Consider the following 17,088-nt stretch of genomic DNA (forward strand, 5'->3'; position numbering starts at 1 on the left):
CACCATGGCCGGCGGCTCGACCACCACCTCGACCACGACGCCCGGATCGACCACCACCACCACGCCCCGCGCGACCTCGACCACCACCACCACGCTCGGTACTGGTCCCGTGCCGCCCCCGCGCGATATCTGCGGCAACTGCATCGACGACGACGGCAACGGCCTCACCGATTTCGAGGATCCGGCCTGCTGCATGCAGTCGCAGGCGTTCACGATGACCGTGACACGCGGACTCCTCCGCCCGCGCGGTGCGACCACGCGGCTCAAGCTCAAGTCGCTGCTAGCGAAGGCGGGGCTCGCTGACGTGAACCCGCTCAAGCAGGACGTGTTCGTCCAGATCCGGCCCGCGGGCGGGGCGGACGTGTTCTGCGCCAAGGCGCCGGCGGACAAGTTCATGAAGATGCACGGCGCCTTCAAGTTCTGGGACCGGCAGCACCGCGTCGCGAGCGCCAAGGGCATCAGCGACATCAGGGTGCAGGTGCGACCCGACGGCAGCGTGCGCTTCAGCGCGGTCGGCAAGCGGGTCGAGTTCACGACGCCGCAGAGCGGGACGCTCCAGGTGACGGTCGGCTTCCGCGACCCCGCGACCGCCGAGACGGGGAACCGCTGCTCTACGCAGACGCAGGCGTTCCGGACCGGCCGGCAGGGTCAGCTGCTGGCGCCCTGAGCGAAAGCGCGGCGGGACGGCGCGAGCACCTCGACGCGCGCGCCGTCCCGCCGGCGGGAAGTGTACCCTGACGGGAGCACGAGCGCTGGGCGCCGGGTTTCAAGGCAGCAGATTCGTCTCCCAGTGCTCGACTCCCCTGGGGCGTTCGCCGTGCAGGAGTGCAACCACCGCAAGGAACGCTCGGCGCGCATCTCCCAACGGTTGGGTTCCGCTGAGCAGCGTGAGACCGGCGGGATTGAAGTAGACCGTGCTCGCGTCCCCGGCGACCGCCGCTTCCCCCGCGAACGCGCTTCCGAGGCCGCGGCCGCTGTGCTCGAAGAGCGCAAAGCCGGCAGCGTACGCCGGCTGGGCCGCGAGGACGATCCGCACGAGACACGAGCCCACCCACCCAGTTGCGTGTCGCATGCGTGAAGGCCTCCCGTCTGCGAGCGGCTCACCGTCCGCCGGCGAGCAAGGCCTGCCTGAGCGCCGGATCGACCGGCTTCGCGCCGATCCACACCGCGAACAGCACGTCCGCGAAGTCCCGACCCTCGACCACGCCGACTTCCTTCCCTTTGGCGACCACCGATGTTCCTCGCCCCGGGACGTAGGTGAGAACGAGCGTGTCGCCAGCGTCGACCGCCGGGAACATCGACTCGAAGCGCTCCAGTCGATCCTTCAGACCGGCCGCCGCGTCGCCTGCATTCCGCTCGAACGCGCTGCCGATGGCGGATGCGATCTCCGGTCCCGAGAGCGCGCGCAGCATGTGGAGCTCGGCTCGCCGTACCGAGTCGGTTCCGAGCACGGCGCCGGCGTCGGGCGCCGGCCGCTCGAGATAGAGCCCGATGACGTACACCTTGAAGAAGAAGCGGGTCCGGAGGCCTGCCCCGTTCAGGATGAGCGTCCTCCCGGCCGCGCTGGTGGTCTCGGGGAGCGTGACGCCCGCGATCTCGCGCGCCGTCGCCGGCCTCGTGCCGGCCAGAAGGAGAGGCACTGCGAGCAGCCCTGCGAGGAAGGTCCTCATGGTTGGCTCCGGTTGACCGCGGTTTGGAGGCGTATTACCGCTCTTTCGGCGGGAGGGCCATCCTCCCGCCGCGGAGAAGCCGAATGGCCGAACACTTCGACAGCCTCGTAGACCTCGGGGAGAAGAGCTGCGCCAAGCATGCCGCCCGAGATCTCTTCGGGACCAAGACGGGCAGCGACTGGACCTGGACGACGTACGCCCAGTTCAAGGGCCAGGTGGACGCCTGCCGCGCCGGACTCGCGCACCTCGGCGTCGGGCGCGGCGACAAGGTGGCGATCGTCTCGGACAACCGGACCGAGTGGGCGGTCGCCTGCTACGCGACCTACGGCCGCGCGGCGGCCTTCGTTCCGATGTACGAGGCGCAGAAGGCCGACGAATGGGCGTTCATCCTCGAGGACTCGGCGTGCAAGGTGGTGCTCGGCGCCAAGAAAGCGACCTACGAGAAGCTGGTCGCGCTGCAGAAGGACTTGCCGGCGCTCACCCGCGTGATCGGTATCGACCTCCCGACCGACCATCCGGCCAGCTTCCAGACGCTGCTCGCGGCGGGCGCCGGCACGCCGGTGCCCGCCGAGCGGCCGACGCCGGCGGATACCGCAGGCCTCATCTACACGTCGGGGACCACCGGCAAACCGAAAGGCGTAATCCTCTCCCACGGCAACATCTGCTCCAACATCAACGCCATTCACGACGTCTTCGTCTTCACGACCGACGACCGTTCGCTCTCGTTCCTGCCGTGGGCACACTCCTTCGGCCAGACGTGCGAGCTACACGGCCTGCTCAGCATGGGATGCTCCATCGCCATCAACGACGAGATCCCGAACCTGATCGCGAATCTCGCGCTCGTGAAGCCGACGATCCTCTTCGCCGTTCCGCGCATCTTCAATCGCATCTACGCCGGCGTGAACGAGCAGATCGCCGAGCGTCCCGCAGTCATCCAGGCGCTCTTTCGCCGTGGCATCGCCGCCGCGACGCGCCAGCGCCGCGGCGAGTCGCTCGGCCTCGCCGATCGGCTCGTGCTGCTTCTTGCGGACCGGCTCATCTTCTCGTCCATCCGGGCCCGCTTCGGTGGCCGCCTCAAGTACGCCGTGAGCGGCAGCGCCGCGCTGAATCCCGACGTCGCGAATTTCATCGATGCGCTCGGCATCGAGGTGTACGAGGGCTACGGCCTCACCGAGACGAGCCCGATCGCGACCGCCAACTATCCCGGGCATCGCAAGATCGGCAGCGTCGGCAAGCCGATTCCGGGCGTGCGCATCGTCATCGACAGGGTCGTCACCGGCGACGACCAGCACGGTGAGATCGTCATCTATGGCCCGAACGTGATGCAGGGCTACCACAACCGACCTGACGAGAACGCGGCGGTGCTCATGCCGGACGGCGGATTTCGCTCGGGCGACATGGGGTATCTCGCGCCCGACGGCTACCTCTACATCACGGGAAGGATCAAGGAGCAGTATAAGCTCGAGACCGGCAAGTACGTCGTGCCCTCGCCGCTCGAGGAGGAGCTGAAGCTCTCACCCTACATCGCCAACGTGATGCTGCACGGCGCCAACAAGCCCTTCAACGTGGCGCTGATCGTGCCGGACGCGGAAGCGGTCGGCCGCTGGGTACGGGAGAATGGGGTGGGTACCGGCGAGGTGACCAACAACGAGCGGGTCCGGGAACTGATAGCCGATGAGATCAAGAAGCACAGCGGGTCGTTCAAGAGCTACGAGCGCCCGGAGAAGTTCGTGCTGGTGAGCGAGGACTTCACGGTCGACAACGGCATGCTGACGCCGACCCTCAAGGTGAAACGCCGCAGCGTGCTCGCCCGCTACCAGAAGCAGCTCGAGGCGCTCTACTAGCGGGTGCTCCGGGCGCCGCCTACCGCCGCCCCTTTCGCCCGCGAGCGCCGCGCGCCACCCGACGCGGCGCCGGCGCATCCAGCTCGGGATACCTCCGGAAGATGCCCTGCTGGTTGAACGGCAGCCGCCGCTCCGATGTCAGGTACGTGGCGATCCGCGGCCGCTGGGCGACGCGATCGCGCAGCGCGACCAACCGGGGGATCTTCGGCTCGATCCGCGCCATCGCATTCGGGAAGGCGTAGCGCAGCCCCTCGATCACCTGGAACGCGGACAGGTCGACATACGTGAGATCGCGCCCGACCAGCCACCGTCCCTCGCTCTTCTCGTTGCGCGCGAGCAGGTCCTCGAGCCAGCCGAGGTATTTCGGCATCCGCTCCTGGACGAAGTCCTGCGCACGCCGCTTCGCCTCCCTCTTCTGGTCCTCGTAGTACAGGCCCCCGGCGATCGGATGGTGGGTGTCGTGGATCTCGCCGACGAAGTCGGCGATCGTGAGCTGGATCTGGCTCGCCTCGGCGCGGAGCGCCTCGGCGTCGGGCACGAGCCCGAACTTTGGTGCGAGATGGGCGAGGATGTTGGCGGTCTGCGACACGACCGCATCACCCCCCTTCACGAACGGCGGCGCGAACGGCAGCGCGCCCGGCTCCTCGCCCTCGAGGAATCGCATCATCGCCGCCACTCCCCCCTTCGCTCGCGCGACGTCGACGTAGTCGGCGCCCGCCTCCTCGAGCAAGAGGCGCACGAACTCGCCGCGCCCCTGGATCGTCGGCCAGTAGTAGAGCTCGACTCGCATCGGGGACTTCTTCATCGTCGCCTCACCCGACCTCGGCTCATCCGCACGCCGGTCGCCGTACCATGTCACGACGTCCCGCGATCCGAAACACGGGCGCGCTCCGGCAACGCCCCGATTGCCTCTCCCCCGCCGATCGGCACAATGCTGATTCGGTGCGCCCGGTCGCGATCCTCGCCGCCCTCCTGATCGCCTGGAGCGGCCTCCCGGCCCACGCCGGCGCCCCGCGCGACGGCGACGTCTTCACGAACACGGCCGGCTCCCGACCATGGCCGGGTCCCGACATCACCCTGCCCTTCTTCGCGCGCAAGGCATGGACGTCGCTCGTCGGGCGGGACGGCGCCGCGCCGCGGGTGCCCTACGATCGCGCCGCCATGCTCGAGAACCCGAGCCTCACGTGGATCGGCCACTCGACGCTGCTCGTCCGCATGGACGGTGTGACATTCATGACCGACCCGATCTTCTCCGAGCGCGCGAGCCCGGTGTCGTTCGCCGGGCCGAAGCGGCTCGTCCCGCCAGGTGTCCCGCTCGACGAGCTGCCGCCGATCGACTTCGTGACGCTGTCGCACGACCACTACGACCACACCGACCTGGCGTCCATCGAGGCGCTCGCCAGGCGGGGCACGCGCTTCGTCGCCGGCCTGCGGATGGGCGACCTCGTCCGCGACGTCGGCGGCGAGGTGGTCGAGCTCGACTGGGGGGAGAGCGTGCAGATGGGCGCCGTCCGGGTGCACTGCGTGCCCGCGCAGCACTTCTCGGGACGCTCCATCGTCGGGCACGGACGGCGCCTGTGGGCGGGATGGGTCATCGAGGGGCCCACGCGCCGCTTCTACCACGCCGGCGACAGCGGCTACTTCGACGGCTTCCGTGCCCTGCGCGAGCGGTTCGGGCGGATCGACGTCGCGGCGCTCCCGATCGGCGCCTACGAGCCGGCCGAGATCATGCGCTTCGTGCACCTCGATCCCGATGAGGCGGTGCGCGCCGCGCTCGACCTCGAGGCGCGGCACACGGTCGCCATGCACTGGGGGACGTTCGACCTGACCGACGAGCCGCCGGACGAGCCGCCGCGCCGGTTCCGCGCCGCGGCGGAGGCCGCGAACCTCGGCCCCGACCGGGCGTGGGTGCTCGCCGTCGGAGAGACGCGGCGATGGTGAGCGGGACGCCAGCGCGCGTGAATCGCCAGCCCCGGGCGCCCGTCTGAACGCGCGGATGGGCCGGTCGCCTCTCGCTCTTGCGGCGGTCCTGCTCGGCGCCGGGTTCGCAGCGGCCGCGTCGGGCGCCTCGGGCTTCGCGTTCAACCCCGTCTCCGTGCAGCTCGGGGTGCGGCTCATCGAAACGACCGCGCAGCTTCGCGAGGCCCTCGGCGTCGAGGCTGACCGCGGCGCGCTCGTCCTCGAGGTCGACCCCGAGGGTCCCGCGCGCAAGGCAGGTCTCCGGGCGGGGGATGTGTTGACGCGCGTCGCCGGGAAACCGGTGGGGGACGCGGCAGACGTCCTCGATGCCGTCGACGACCACGTGCCAGGCGACAAGGTCCCCGTCGACTACGTGCGCCACGGCAAGGTCGAGAGTACCCGGGTGGCGCTCGCGCCGGCCCGCGGCTCGCGCATGCGCCTCGGCCGCTGGTCCTTCCAGGTCCCCGGCTTCGAGTTGCCCCCGGACGTGGAGCGGGAGCTCCGCCGCTTCCGGGAGCGCGTCGAGCGCCAGCTGAAGGATCTCGACGAGCGGCTGCGCCGCCTGGAGAGCGACGAGCGTCCCGACCGAACGGGATACTAGCCTCCCGGTCGCCGGCTCACCCCACGCCCGGCGTGTTCGCCGCCGACCCGAACCTCGCCAGCCGTAGCTCGGCCCGCACGTCCCCGCTCGCCGCATGGAGCATCGGATCGAGCGGAATCCCCGTCGCGTCCGCGATCCGGTCGACGACGTTGAAGGCGGCGATGAGCGCGCAGGCATCGACGAACGCGTCCGGCGAGAGCGCCGCGCAGAGCGCCTCACGCTCGCGGGCGAGCAGCGTGTCGGCGTCCCCCATCACGGCATCCGTGAAGGCGAGGAGCCGTGCCCCGTGCGGGACGCCGGCGTCGCCCGCCACCGCCTCGGTCACCGCCGCCAGCTCGACCGCCTGACCCGTCATCTGACCGCTCGCACGGAGCAGTGTCGCGTGCGCCGCCGTTCAGTAGAAGCACTGGTTCAGCGCCGACACGCGCGCGGCGACGAGCTCCATCTGCGGCCGCCCGAGCGCCCGATGGAAGGTCGGGTCGGGAATCTGCGCCAGGGGCACGTAGTGCGCGTCGGTCGAGCGTCGAAGCACGCGCACCTCGTCGGGGACGAGGCTGAGCGCGCGCACGATGTTCGGCACGAAGTCGCTGCCGCCGTACAGGTCCGCCTCGGGGCCGGTGGCGTCCCCGGGGTCGATCATCGGTACCCAGGCCCCGCCCGCCTTCGCCCCCGCCGGACGGTGACGCGAGGGCGCGCCCGGCAGCGGAGCCGGGAGCGGCAGCCGCTCGACCCCGAGCGCGCGGGCGAAGTAGTCGAGGCCCGCCATGAGACTCGTCACGCTCACGAGCTCCACGTACCTCGTGACCTCCAGCCCGCCGGAGATCACCCCGTCGAACCAGCTCCGCGAGAGCCGCGCCGGGTCGCTCCGAATGCGGTGGACCGCGTCGACGACGTTCTCGGGGAGGACGTGCGCGCCATCGTGCCGTCCTTGGACGGCGCCGGGCGAGAGGCTCTGCCGGCGCTCGCGGCAGAGCGCGCAGTGGGCTGTCCCGCGCGCCTCCGCCGCGATCGCCACTCGCTCCGGTCCGCTCCACCAGGTGCCCGGGGAGCCGATGTGGCTCAGGATGAAGCGGTGCGCTTGCCGGAGGTCTTCGCGGACCGGCGTCCGGGCGCCCTTGTAGTCGACCGCGTCCGTGCGCGTCCCTCCCTGGTGCCGGGGGCAGCCATATACCGGACGCGCGCGGCTGGGAAGCATGGACCGGGGAGGCTGACCGAACGCTCTCGCGGCCAGTCGATGAAACCCGCTCGATCACGTGGCGGGTGGCACCGCCGTACCACAAAGTCGCGCGCCAAATCGCGGTTTTCGCGATACGCGCCTGGCTCGCCGGCAACCTATAAGGAACGTGAATGCAGCCTCGGCGTCTCGCCACGGAGAGAATAGCGAGCTCCGCGGCGATCGTCCCGTGCCCGCTCGCGTGCGCGCAGACCCCCTCGTGCACTGCCAAGGGCCGCTCGTGAGCGGGCGCGGGCCAGAAGCGCTCGAGGTGACGCGCCGGCAGCTCTTGAAGGCCGCGGCCGCCGCCGCCCTCGCCTGGAGGGCGGCGCCGTGGGCCGTACGGCCGCCCGCCGCCTTCGCCCAGGTGTCGAGCGACCCGGCCACCGTGGCAACGCTCGAGGCGTTCGCCGACACCCTCATCCCGGGCGAGAAGCGCTCGCCCACCGATCGTGCCATCGCTGGCGCCGCATCCGGCCCCGGCGCGGTACAGGCGGGCGCGCTCGATATGATGGGCTTCCCCGCGGCCGGGGCGGGTCCGGCCCTTCCCGCGCTGGCAGCGGGGCTCAACGCACGCGCGACAGCCTTCGCGGCCGCGCACGGCATCGTGCTCGACCCCACCGTTCCGCCGCTCGTGTCGCTCGACTTCGCGCAGCGCACGGCGCTCCTCGTCCAGATCCTCGACGGCAACGATCCCGACCAGCTCGCCTACTTCGCGCTCGCGGGCCTGGCCTTCATCGCCTACCACACGGCCGGGCACCTCCACCTCGCCGACGCCGTGCGCGGCGGGCATCCGGGCCTGGCGGCCATCGGGTTCCCGCAACCCGACCCCGACGACCTCTGGCGCTTTCCCGAGTTCTCCTACGGGCGGCAGCTCGCCAGTACGGACCCGCGGACCACGAGGGGCGGCAATCCTCCCTGATGGCGGTCGAGACGAGAGACGTAGTGGTGATCGGCACCGGCTTCGGCGGGTCCATCCCCGGCTACTACCTCGCCGCCGGCGGCGCCAGTGTCGTCATGCTCGAGCGCGGCCCGCGCCTGGGCACCGAGGAGTTCACCCACGACCTCCAGATCGGCACCTACACGCGCATCGTCGACCTGATCCGCAACGACGGCGTCGAAGTGGCTGCGGGCAACTGCGTGGGCGGGTCGAGCGTCGTGTACTTCGCGGCCTCGCTGCGCGCGCCGAGCTTCGTCTTCGAGCGCAGCGGGACGCTCGGGCGCCGCATCTGGCCGGCGACGATCAGCCGACGGACGCTCGATCACTGGTACGAGCGCGTGGAGCGCATCCTCCCGGTGAGCGAGCAGCCCTGGGAGCAGATCCCCTATGCGGGCGGCGTGTGGGCCGCGGCCTGCAGTCGCGCCGGGCACACCTGCAACCCGGTGCCGGTCGCGGTGGACCTCGGGCGCTGCACCAACTGCAACTTCATGCTGAACGGCTGCCGCTTCGGCGCCAAGCGCTCGATGCTCCTCAACTACATCCCCGCCGCGGAGGCGTGCGGCGCGGAGATCCGCCCGCTGCACGAGGTCGAGTCGATCGGGCCGGCCTCGACCCCCGGCTACCGCTACGCCGTCAACTATCTGCAGCTCGACCCGGACGACTACCGCGTCTCGACCGGCGGCGGCACGATCGAGGCGAAGCTCGTGATCCTCGCCGCCGGCGCCATGGGCACGCCGGTCATCCTCCAGCGCTCGGCGCCCCTGCTCGGCCCGATGCCCGCGGCGGTCGGGCGCCATTTCTCCCCCAACGGCGACCGGGTGTCGATGGCGCTCCTCGACGAGACGAAGGTGCACGACCTCCTCGGCCTCGAGCGCGCCCCGGGCGTTGCGTACGACGCCTACTTCGTCGGCCGGCCGATCACGACGATCACCTACGACTACCTCGATGCGACGCTCCCGGAGTTCGAGCGGTTCTCGCTCGAGCAGATCTACTTCCCGCCCATCGTGAACATCGTGCCCGAGGACGGGATCGACGGCCCGCCGGTGTGGTTCGGCGTCGACAAGCGGACGCTCACCTCGCGCTGGCGCTCCTGGCTCTCGGTGCTCCACATGACCGAGGACAACAACGAGGGCGTCTTCGGCCCGCCGCCGCCGACGGGCAACTTCGTGCGCATCTCGGTCGCGGCCGGGGTCGGCCAGATCACCTACCAGGTCTCGCCCGAGACGCAGCGGGGCTTCGACCTCTCGGACGCCGCGACCCGCGCCATCGTCGAGCAGGACGGCCTCGGACGGCACCTCCTCTGGCTGGGCGACCGCAACACGCTCAGCGCCCACCCGCTCTCGTCGTGCCGCATGGGCGACGACCCGGCCACCTCGGCCCTCGACGACCGGAACGAGCTGCGCGGCCACCCCGGCATCTTCGTGACCGACGCCTCCGCGGTGCCGACCTCGCTCTGCGTGAACCCCTCGCTCACCGTGGCGGCGCTTGCCGAGCGCGCCTCGGCCCTGCTCCTGCGGCGGGCGGGCGACTACGGCGTCACGGTCGCGCCGGGATCGGCGCGGTGGTGGTGACTGGAGGACGACGATGAACACTCTCGATGGTACGGCGTTCGGCCGGCGGGCGTTCCTCAAGGGCACGAGCGCCGTCGCGGGCACGCTCGCTTCGCTCGCGGCCTTCGGCAAGCTCGTCGCGGAGGCGAGCTCGCAGACGACCTCGCTCCCGGTCCCGGAGTCTCTCCGCACACCCGAGGCCGGCCTCGCCGCCTTCGTCGCCAAGTGGCAGGCGGCCGGGCCGGCGATCGTGCTCACGCGCTTCGGCCGCTTCCTCTCGAACCGGATCTTCAACTGTCACGTGGCGGGCACGCCCCGGGCCTACAACATGTTCCTCGGCGCGGCGGGCGCGACGCTCGCGCCGGGGACGAACCCCTCGGCGCACGCGAACCTGATCCTCGACGAGGGGGACTGGAACGGGGTCCTCTTCGGCGACTTCACGGGCCTCGCGCCACTGGTCGCCGGCCGGGCCTTCCCGTCGCGCGACGAGGCGAACCGCGCCGCGCTCTGCCTGATCGTCATGTACATCTTCGCACACATCCCCGCCGGCGCGGACAACGACCCCGCGTTCCTCGCCAACCTGCTGCGCGACCTCGCCGCGCGGCAGGGGCTCCCCGAGTGCGAGGGTGAGCCGTCGACCTTCGAGCTCGTGGACGACCTCGAGGAGGACCCGACGGGGACGATCGAGGAGCTGGCGCTCGGGGCGACCCGCGCCCCCGGCGTGACCGCGACGCTCGCGAGCTGGGTCCAGGGGCTCCGCTTCGACCAGCTTCCGCCGGAGCAGGTTCGAGCCGCGAAGGACCAGCTGAAGAGCATCCTCGCCGTGATCTACGCGGGCTCGACGATGACGCCCGGCGTGAAGCTCACGAGCGCCGTCCGCTCGTTCCAGGATCGGTCCGAGGCCACCGTGATCGGGCGCAATCGCTTCGGCACCTCCGCGCGCCAGGCGGCGATGGCGAACAGCTTCCTCGCGCAGCTCCTCGAGTGGGAGGACTGGACGTTCCTCGCCCACTCGGGGGCGTCGATCGTCCCGGTCGTGCTGGCGGTGGGCGAGCTGGCGGGCACGAGCGGCATGCAGGTGCTGACGGCAATCGTCGCCGGCAACGAGATCGTGGCCCGGGCGGGCGAGTTCCTGACCGACGTGCTGCACACGGGGAACGCGCTCGCCATCCATCAGCTGGAGCTTCCGCTGCTGGCGGCGAAGCTCCTCGGTCTCGGTCCGGACGGGCTCCGCGACGCCTCCGGGATCGCCTGCACGCAGCCCCAGGTGACGTCGATCCCCGCGTGGACGGCCGACGCGAAGGGGCTCCTCACCGGGGCGCCGGCCTACACCGCCGTCCTCGCCGCGCAGCTCGCGGCCCAGGGGCTCACCGGCCGCCGCGACCTCCTCGAGAGCCCGCTCGGCTACTTCTACCGCGTGGCCGACATCGCGAGCCCCCGGCGCCTCGAGCGGGCCATCCGGGATCTCGGCACCGACTGGCGTTTCGCCCGGCAGTACTTCAACAAGCGCTACCCGACCGACGGCTTCCAGCTCCCGGCGGTCCACGCGACGCTGAACGTCCGCCGCCAGCTCCTCGCCGCCGGCGTCGACCCGGCGGCGCTCCCCGCCGTGGTCGAGCGCATCTTCGCCCGCATCCCGTTCGTCATGGCCTCGAGCGCGACCATGTTCAGCGAGGGGAAGAGCGCGATCCTCGACCGCGTCCTCGATCCGAACCAGCCGGACTTCACCTACATCGCGCTCCTCTTCGACGGTCCGTACGCGCTCGCCGCGGCGATGCGCGACGGCGAGCTCACGCAGCGGCAGTACCGGGACGACCGGGTCGGCGACCCCGGCCTGCGTGCGCTGTACGACAAGGTCCAGATGGTTCCCGACTTGACGATGGGCGTCTTCGGCGCGGAGGTCACCGTCAGCGTCGGCGGCCGGGACTACAAGAGCTTCGTCGACTGCATCCGCGAGAACGTCAATGCGGGCTTCACCGCCGACGACAAGTTCCGGCTCGCCGCCGCGGAGGTGCTGCCCGGAGCGCAGATGGCGCTGGTGCTCGACGCGATCGACCACCTCGAGCAGTTCGCCGACGTGCGCCGGTTCACGCGGCTCCTCTGAACTGAAGCGATCTGCTGTGGGACTTCAGGGCGCTCTCTGCGCCGGGTACTGGACCACCTGCTGGAAGGTGGGCCGGTTGACCCAGGGCATGGAGGGCACGGTCCCCCCACCGACGGCGCTGTACTGGATGTCGTCGAGCTCGGGGTTGCACCTGGCGGCGTCGTTCTGCCCCGATCCCGGGTCCGCACCGCCGGTGTCGTTGGCGCGCGAGCAGGTCCAGCGGGCGGGATCGCTGCTCCCGTAGAGGCTGGTGAGCTGGTCGATGGTGGACTGGAGCGCGCTCTTCAGCGCCGCCCGGCACGAAGCCAGGCTCCCCCCCCGGCCGTTGCGGCCGCCGCAGTAGACCTGCGAGTAGCCGTTCGGGATGCGCGGGTTCAGCGTCTGTCGCAGCGCCCGTTGCAGGTAGCCTTCCCAGCCACCGTCGTAGGCCGATCCCTGCGCCCGGGGCGGGTCGTTCAGCGGGTTGAGACCGGCGAGCAGGCCGAAGCTGTCGCCGTCGCTGCTGTTGGGGCGTGGCGCGAGCCACGGGTCGAAGACCGCATGGGCCAGGCGCGGGTAGAGCTTGTCCATGATGGCGACGGCGTTGCCCTGCTCGTAGCTGCCGCTGCCGCTGCGGTCGCGGCGGTGCGCCCCGGTCACCCCGGCTCCCCAGAAGGGGTCGGCCGCCCAGCTCTGCAGGATGCTCAACACCTGCGCCTGCGCGGCTGTCAACGCGGCTCCGCGCAGCACCGCCGCCATCTGCGGCACCAGCTGCGCGCCGTCGAGATCGACCGAGCCGGCGTCTTCCATGGCGTTGACGACGTCGGCCGGGGTGGCCAGCCGCGAGCCGAGGATGGCCCCGACGCGGTCGCTCAGAGACTGCACGCGAAAGACGGGGCCGTAGGCGAAGTTGCTGTCCGCCGCCGAGAATCCCGGCGCCGGCTTGTTGTTCCAGTTGGTGAAGAAGCCGCTCACCAGCGTACCGTTGACGATCGCGCCGCTCGGGGGAACGGTGCTCGCCCGCGGGTGGACGTCCGCGGCGGAGAGATCGATGGGGACGAAGCCCTGCCACTCCCACTCGCCGGTGCCCCAGGTCGGGAAGTTGGGGTTGACGTGAGGGTTGCGGATGGGAAGCTGGCCCGACATGTAGTAGGCGACGTCCCGGGAATCGACGTAGGTCCAGTTGAAGGTTCCCGTCTCCTTGCCGGCGGCGCGCTGGAAGTCGGTGGCGCCGTGGATGACGTCGGGGTCGTTCCACTCGAGGAAGGCCGGCGCGGACCCCAGCTCGTCGCCGAAGGTGGAGCGCTGCGAGGAGACCGCCACCGGGACGGGCTGGCCAGTGCCGGGATCGATGGCGGTGGTCCGGCCGATCACGGGGCCGTGGACCGTTCGCTCGATCTGGATGGTGAGCAGCACCGGAGGCTCGGGCGTCCCGGGCGAAGGCTTGCCGAACTGCACGTCGGTGCGCTCGTACATCGGCGTGCAACGGCCGTTGAACACGTAGGCCGTGCTGCTGAGAGTCGGCGGCGAGCCGTCGAGGTTGCAGAGCTTCTCGATCCACTGATCGATGATGTCGGCGCCGGCCGACGTGGCGCTCCAGGCGTAGTCGACACCACGCCCGAGCTCGACGAAGACCTCGGTGCCCGAGAAGGAGACTCCCCGCGCGTGCAGACCGGGGCCGTGCAGGTCGATCTCGTGGAGCAGCTGCGGGACGAAGTAGCCGGTCTGGGGACCGAAGACGGCGATGGGGTGCCCGGCCGCGCTGTGGGCGGCGTCGACGATGAGCTCGTTGCTGCCGTGCGGCAGCCCCTGTTGCAGAGCGGCAAGCAGCGGCGTCAGGTCCACGGTCACGCCGGCGGCACTGAACTGCCCGGGCGCCGCGCTCGGAGCGGGGTTGCAGTGGTTGTCGGTCGGGGGCGCCAGGGGCATGGCCAGCGACCTCGGGTCGAGGCTCGAGGCCGGTGGGACCTGCTCGTAGTTGAAGCTCGTGTTGATGCTGGTCCGGGCTTCGGGGTCGTTCTGCGAGCGCAGGTCGCTCCAGATCGCCGCGCCCTTCGCCTGACCGTGGCGATCGACGAGGGACCGGTAGAGGAGAGCGCTCGCCACCTCGTTGCCGCCGCCGATGGCAAAGATGGCCTGGACGAGCGTCGCCGTGGCGACGATGTCGGTCGCCTTCCAGGGCAGGAGCGGGATCTGCAGCAGCGCGTACTCGGCGGGCATCTTGGTGGCGTCCACCTGCGCCTCGGCGATGTACTCGTTGACCCCGTCGACGAAGGCCTGGGCGTCGTCGGCGATCTGCTGCCCTTCGGTCGTCTGCACCCCGTCGATGACGATGGGGTCGGGATGCCGAGCGGCGAAATCGTCGACCTGCTGCTGCAGCTCGCTCTCGCTGTAACCGGCGGACGCGGCGACGCTGCAGTCCATCGCGATGTTCGCCGGCGACGGCCCGACGAAGGAGGTCACCTGGGCCCGCCCGACGTGGCGCAGGACGTCCATTTCGAAGAGGCGGTCCTCGGCCGAGGCGAAGCCGGAGCCGAACTCGGTATCGGCTCGGGTCACGCCGAAGATGTGGGGGACACCGAACTGCTTGTCGCGAATGATCACCGTCCCCGGATGGAGCGGGAACGTCTCCACCCGCTCGGCCTGGCTCAGGTCCGCGAGGAAGCTCGCATCCTTGTAGAAGGTGCTGATGTCGGCGTCCCTCAAGTTGGGGGCGACGTCGAGCAGGTCCGCGTACAGCGGCTCCTGGTCCCTCGTGTGCGGGGGGAAGCCCTGGCCGGCCTGAGCTTTCAGGAAGTCGGCCATGTTGTACGTCCCGGCCTGGCCCGGCGGAACGAGGTTGAAGACCTGGCCCCCGCTGCAGTCCTCGAACGCCGCGCCGACCGGCCCTGCCTCGGACACACAGGACCCGGCGCCGACCGCCGGCGTGTTTACGACGAGAAGGCCGGCCGCCAGCACGGTGACCAGCCCTGTCCGTTCCCTACGATCGATCATCGGTCTCTCCCGCTCACGGCTGCGCTCACGAGCGCGGTCCGGTGTAGGGGCACCAGGGGTTCCGCGGCAGGCCCTGGCACGGATCGGGCATCGGGGCCTGCCGGGCGAGGGGCAGCATCCGGACCTGCGTCGGCTGCGGGTAGCTCGATCCCGGCGGACAGGGGGCGATCCCGGCCGCGCACGCGAGCTGGGCGGCGAGCGCGCCCGAGTCCCCCGGTCCCGGCGCGTCGCACGGAGGCCCGTCGACGCTCGAGCTCTGAATGTTGGGCGGGTCGCTGGTCAGGCCGGCAGGATCGGTGTTGCCGTCGAAGCAGTTCTTGGGGTCCGAGGTGGACTCGTTGGCGAGGTCGCCGTTCGTCGGGTTGCCGAAGAAGCCGTTGTTGGCGAGCTGGTTCTGCAGCACCAGGTTGCCCTTGGCGTTGAACAGGCAGACCGGCCCCTGCTGGATGCCGCCCTCACAGTGCGAGACGGGGGGCGGCGTCTCGGTGTCCGGGAAGTCGTGCACGACGATGCCCCACGCGCCCTGGTTCTCGACCCGGTTGTTCACCACCGTGTCGAACATCCCGCCCGATATCTCGATCCCCGCGCCGACCGGGGCCTCGCCCGCGATGCCGAAGGCCGGCACGTTGGGATTGTTGTTGTCGTGGACGTAGTTGCGCTGGATGAAGGTGCAGGAGCCCGTCCCGCTCGGGCAGAGGCCGCTCTGCGGCGGCGGTGCGTCGTCGTTGTTGAGAGAGTTGGGCACGATCCCGGTCTTGTTGAGGTCCCACTCGGAGTCCTCGATGCGGAGGTTGCCCCCGCTGTTGGTCCCCGAGTAGGCGAGCGCGCTGTTCTGCGCGTGCACGTGGCTCAGCACCGCGTTGCAGTCGGGACACGCGCCGACGTAGAAGGCGGAGTCACCCATGTTGCTGGCGTACGAGTTCGTGATGCTCCCGGGCCCGCCGGCGTTGCTCGCGAAGATGCCGTACTGGGCCATCGGCTCGCTCGGGCCCGCGTAGAACATGGAGGTCGCGGTCAGGTAGCTGCCCGAGTAGCTGCCCATCCCGATCGTGCCGCTCCCGTCGCCGCCGTTCCACCAGATCTCGTTGCCGGCCTCGCCCGACGTGCTGGAGAGATAGTTGCAGACCGTGAGGTTCTCGATCGACGTGCCGCTCGCCCTGAAGACCTCGATCCCGTTGCGGGGCGTGAGGTCCTGCAGCGCCGGATCGGCGGGGCAGGGTGCGGCGGCGGCGCCGTTGCTGCCGTCCACGAGCACGAGGTTGCGGTCCATGCCGCGCAGGTGAACGCCGGGCGTGGTGATGAGCACGCCCGCGTCGTCGCTGCCCTTCTCGTGGTAGACGCCGGGCCAGACGAGCACCCAGTCTCCCGGGCCGGCGCGCAGGATCACGCTCGAGATGCTCTTGTAGGCGGCACCCCGCGGGCACCGGTACGAGCTGCCGTTGCAGACCAGCCAGACGCGAGCGCTGGCCGGGCTCGCCAGCAGGCAGGTCGCAACCATAGCGATGGCACGCGTGCACATGCCGACCCCCTGTCGGACAGATTGGCACGCTGGTCACCCGACAGTCGATCCCGGCGTTCGCGGAGATTTCCCCATGACTGATAGGAGCGAGCGGGTCGACATGTCGGGAGCGGGGCGGGCCGGAAGACGCGATCGTACCGCGGGCCGACTCACCGGTCGTCGCTGTCCTTTTCCCTCCGACGCGCGCACTGATGGAGTGAACAGGAGCTCGTACAGTGGGTGGACCCAGTTTGGTGGTGTAGTTGAACTCCCAGTAGGCGCAGCCGGCTAGGGTCGCCCGCGCGCGACCTCGATGCTTCCAAACAGCCCGTGGTTCTCGTCGTCCGGTCCCGAAGTGAAGTAGAGCTTGTGGGGATCGCCCGCAGAGCCACCCCCGCCGAACAGGATCTCCCACAGCCCATCGATGGTGATAGCGTTCCCGGCGGAATCCTTGATGAGCCCGCGAAGGTGGCCGCGGCGGTCGAAGGCCGCGATGTGGCCGCTCCCGAAGTTCCCGACGAGCAGCATCCGACTGAATCGCCCGAAGCGCTTCGGGGCGAGCGCCATTCCCCACGCGGGGCGCTCCGCGTGCGCGCCCATCGGGCGTACCGGGCCCTGCGGCAGCTCCTGGGGAGCTGACGAATGGCGACGCCTCCGAGCCACGAACGCCTGGTTGCCCGGCTCATCGCCGACGCCCGACCCGTCCGTCCCCTGTGGTCACCCCACGCGCGGCTGG

15 protein-coding genes are annotated in these 17,088 nt (G+C 70.7%); 7 read left to right on the forward strand and 8 right to left on the reverse strand.

The window, feature by feature from the left end:
• The first annotated feature begins 109 nt into the window (after nt 1-109).
• Nucleotides 110-667, forward strand: coding sequence for a hypothetical protein (locus tag E6J59_04765; GenBank protein ID TMB21818.1), 558 nt, complete (start codon nt 110-112; stop codon nt 665-667).
• Between the two features lie 99 nt (nt 668-766).
• On the opposite strand, the gene E6J59_04770 is transcribed toward E6J59_04765, so the two are convergent.
• Together E6J59_04770 and E6J59_04775 are read right to left on the reverse strand one after the other, a co-directional pair.
• Nucleotides 767-1,072, reverse strand: a complete 306-nt coding sequence (locus E6J59_04770) for a hypothetical protein (protein ID TMB21819.1) — start codon at nt 1,070-1,072, stop codon at nt 767-769.
• Nucleotides 1,073-1,100: 28 nt separating this feature from the next.
• Complete coding sequence (locus E6J59_04775) at nt 1,101-1,670, reverse strand: hypothetical protein (protein TMB21820.1); 570 nt, start codon at nt 1,668-1,670, stop codon at nt 1,101-1,103.
• Nucleotides 1,671-1,753: 83 nt separating this feature from the next.
• Between E6J59_04775 and E6J59_04780 the strand changes: the two genes are divergently transcribed.
• The gene (locus tag E6J59_04780; protein TMB21821.1) at nt 1,754-3,514 is read left to right on the forward strand and encodes a long-chain fatty acid--CoA ligase; all 1,761 of its coding nucleotides are present in this window, start codon (nt 1,754-1,756) and stop codon (nt 3,512-3,514) included.
• A 19-nt stretch (nt 3,515-3,533) separates the two neighbouring features.
• Here the strand turns inward: E6J59_04780 and E6J59_04785 are convergent, their stop codons facing one another.
• On the reverse strand, nt 3,534-4,304 hold the full coding sequence (locus E6J59_04785) for a glutathione S-transferase (protein ID TMB21822.1): 771 nt from the start codon (nt 4,302-4,304) through the stop codon (nt 3,534-3,536).
• A 62-nt stretch (nt 4,305-4,366) separates the two neighbouring features.
• Here E6J59_04785 and E6J59_04790 point away from each other — a divergent pair, with 62 nt between their 5' ends.
• Entirely contained in the window at nt 4,367-5,455 is a 1,089-nt protein-coding gene (locus E6J59_04790; GenBank protein ID TMB21823.1) for an MBL fold metallo-hydrolase, read from the forward strand.
• 55 nt (nt 5,456-5,510) lie between these two features.
• A complete protein-coding gene (locus E6J59_04795; protein ID TMB21824.1) occupies nt 5,511-6,074 on the forward strand; it encodes a PDZ domain-containing protein in 564 nt (187 codons plus the stop codon).
• 16 nt (nt 6,075-6,090) lie between these two features.
• On the opposite strand, the gene E6J59_04800 is transcribed toward E6J59_04795, so the two are convergent.
• Both E6J59_04800 and E6J59_04805 read right to left on the reverse strand, forming a co-directional pair.
• Entirely contained in the window at nt 6,091-6,429 is a 339-nt protein-coding gene (locus tag E6J59_04800) for a hypothetical protein (GenBank protein TMB21825.1), read from the reverse strand.
• Between the two features lie 39 nt (nt 6,430-6,468).
• Nucleotides 6,469-7,269, reverse strand: coding sequence for a hypothetical protein (locus E6J59_04805; GenBank protein ID TMB21826.1), 801 nt, complete (start codon nt 7,267-7,269; stop codon nt 6,469-6,471).
• A 385-nt stretch (nt 7,270-7,654) separates the two neighbouring features.
• Here E6J59_04805 and E6J59_04810 point away from each other — a divergent pair, with 385 nt between their 5' ends.
• The 3 genes from E6J59_04810 to E6J59_04820 are packed head-to-tail and all read left to right on the forward strand — an operon-like array spanning nt 7,655 to nt 11,881.
• Entirely contained in the window at nt 7,655-8,209 is a 555-nt protein-coding gene (locus E6J59_04810) for a regulator (protein ID TMB21831.1), read from the forward strand.
• Nucleotides 8,206-9,798: a GMC family oxidoreductase gene (locus tag E6J59_04815; protein ID TMB21832.1), complete on the forward strand. Its 1,593-nt coding sequence runs from the start codon at nt 8,206-8,208 to the stop codon at nt 9,796-9,798. Before E6J59_04810 ends, E6J59_04815 begins: the two co-directional genes overlap by 4 nt.
• 13 nt (nt 9,799-9,811) lie before the next feature.
• Complete coding sequence (locus E6J59_04820) at nt 9,812-11,881, forward strand: MmgE/PrpD family protein (protein ID TMB21827.1); 2,070 nt, start codon at nt 9,812-9,814, stop codon at nt 11,879-11,881.
• A gap of 24 nt (nt 11,882-11,905) precedes the next feature.
• On the opposite strand, the gene E6J59_04825 is transcribed toward E6J59_04820, so the two are convergent.
• From E6J59_04825 to E6J59_04835, 3 genes are all read right to left on the reverse strand, one after another.
• Complete coding sequence (locus E6J59_04825; GenBank protein TMB21828.1) at nt 11,906-14,854, reverse strand: penicillin acylase family protein; 2,949 nt, start codon at nt 14,852-14,854, stop codon at nt 11,906-11,908.
• 25 nt (nt 14,855-14,879) lie between these two features.
• On the reverse strand, nt 14,880-16,373 hold the full coding sequence (locus E6J59_04830; GenBank protein TMB21829.1) for a hypothetical protein: 1,494 nt from the start codon (nt 16,371-16,373) through the stop codon (nt 14,880-14,882).
• Between the two features lie 267 nt (nt 16,374-16,640).
• On the reverse strand, nt 16,641-16,952 hold the full coding sequence (locus E6J59_04835) for a TIGR03118 family protein (GenBank protein ID TMB21830.1): 312 nt from the start codon (nt 16,950-16,952) through the stop codon (nt 16,641-16,643).
• Nucleotides 16,953-17,088: the final 136 nt, after the last annotated feature.

The organism is Deltaproteobacteria bacterium (genome assembly GCA_005879795.1).
In the GTDB taxonomy this organism is placed as follows: Bacteria; Desulfobacterota; Binatia; order DP-6; family DP-6; genus DP-6.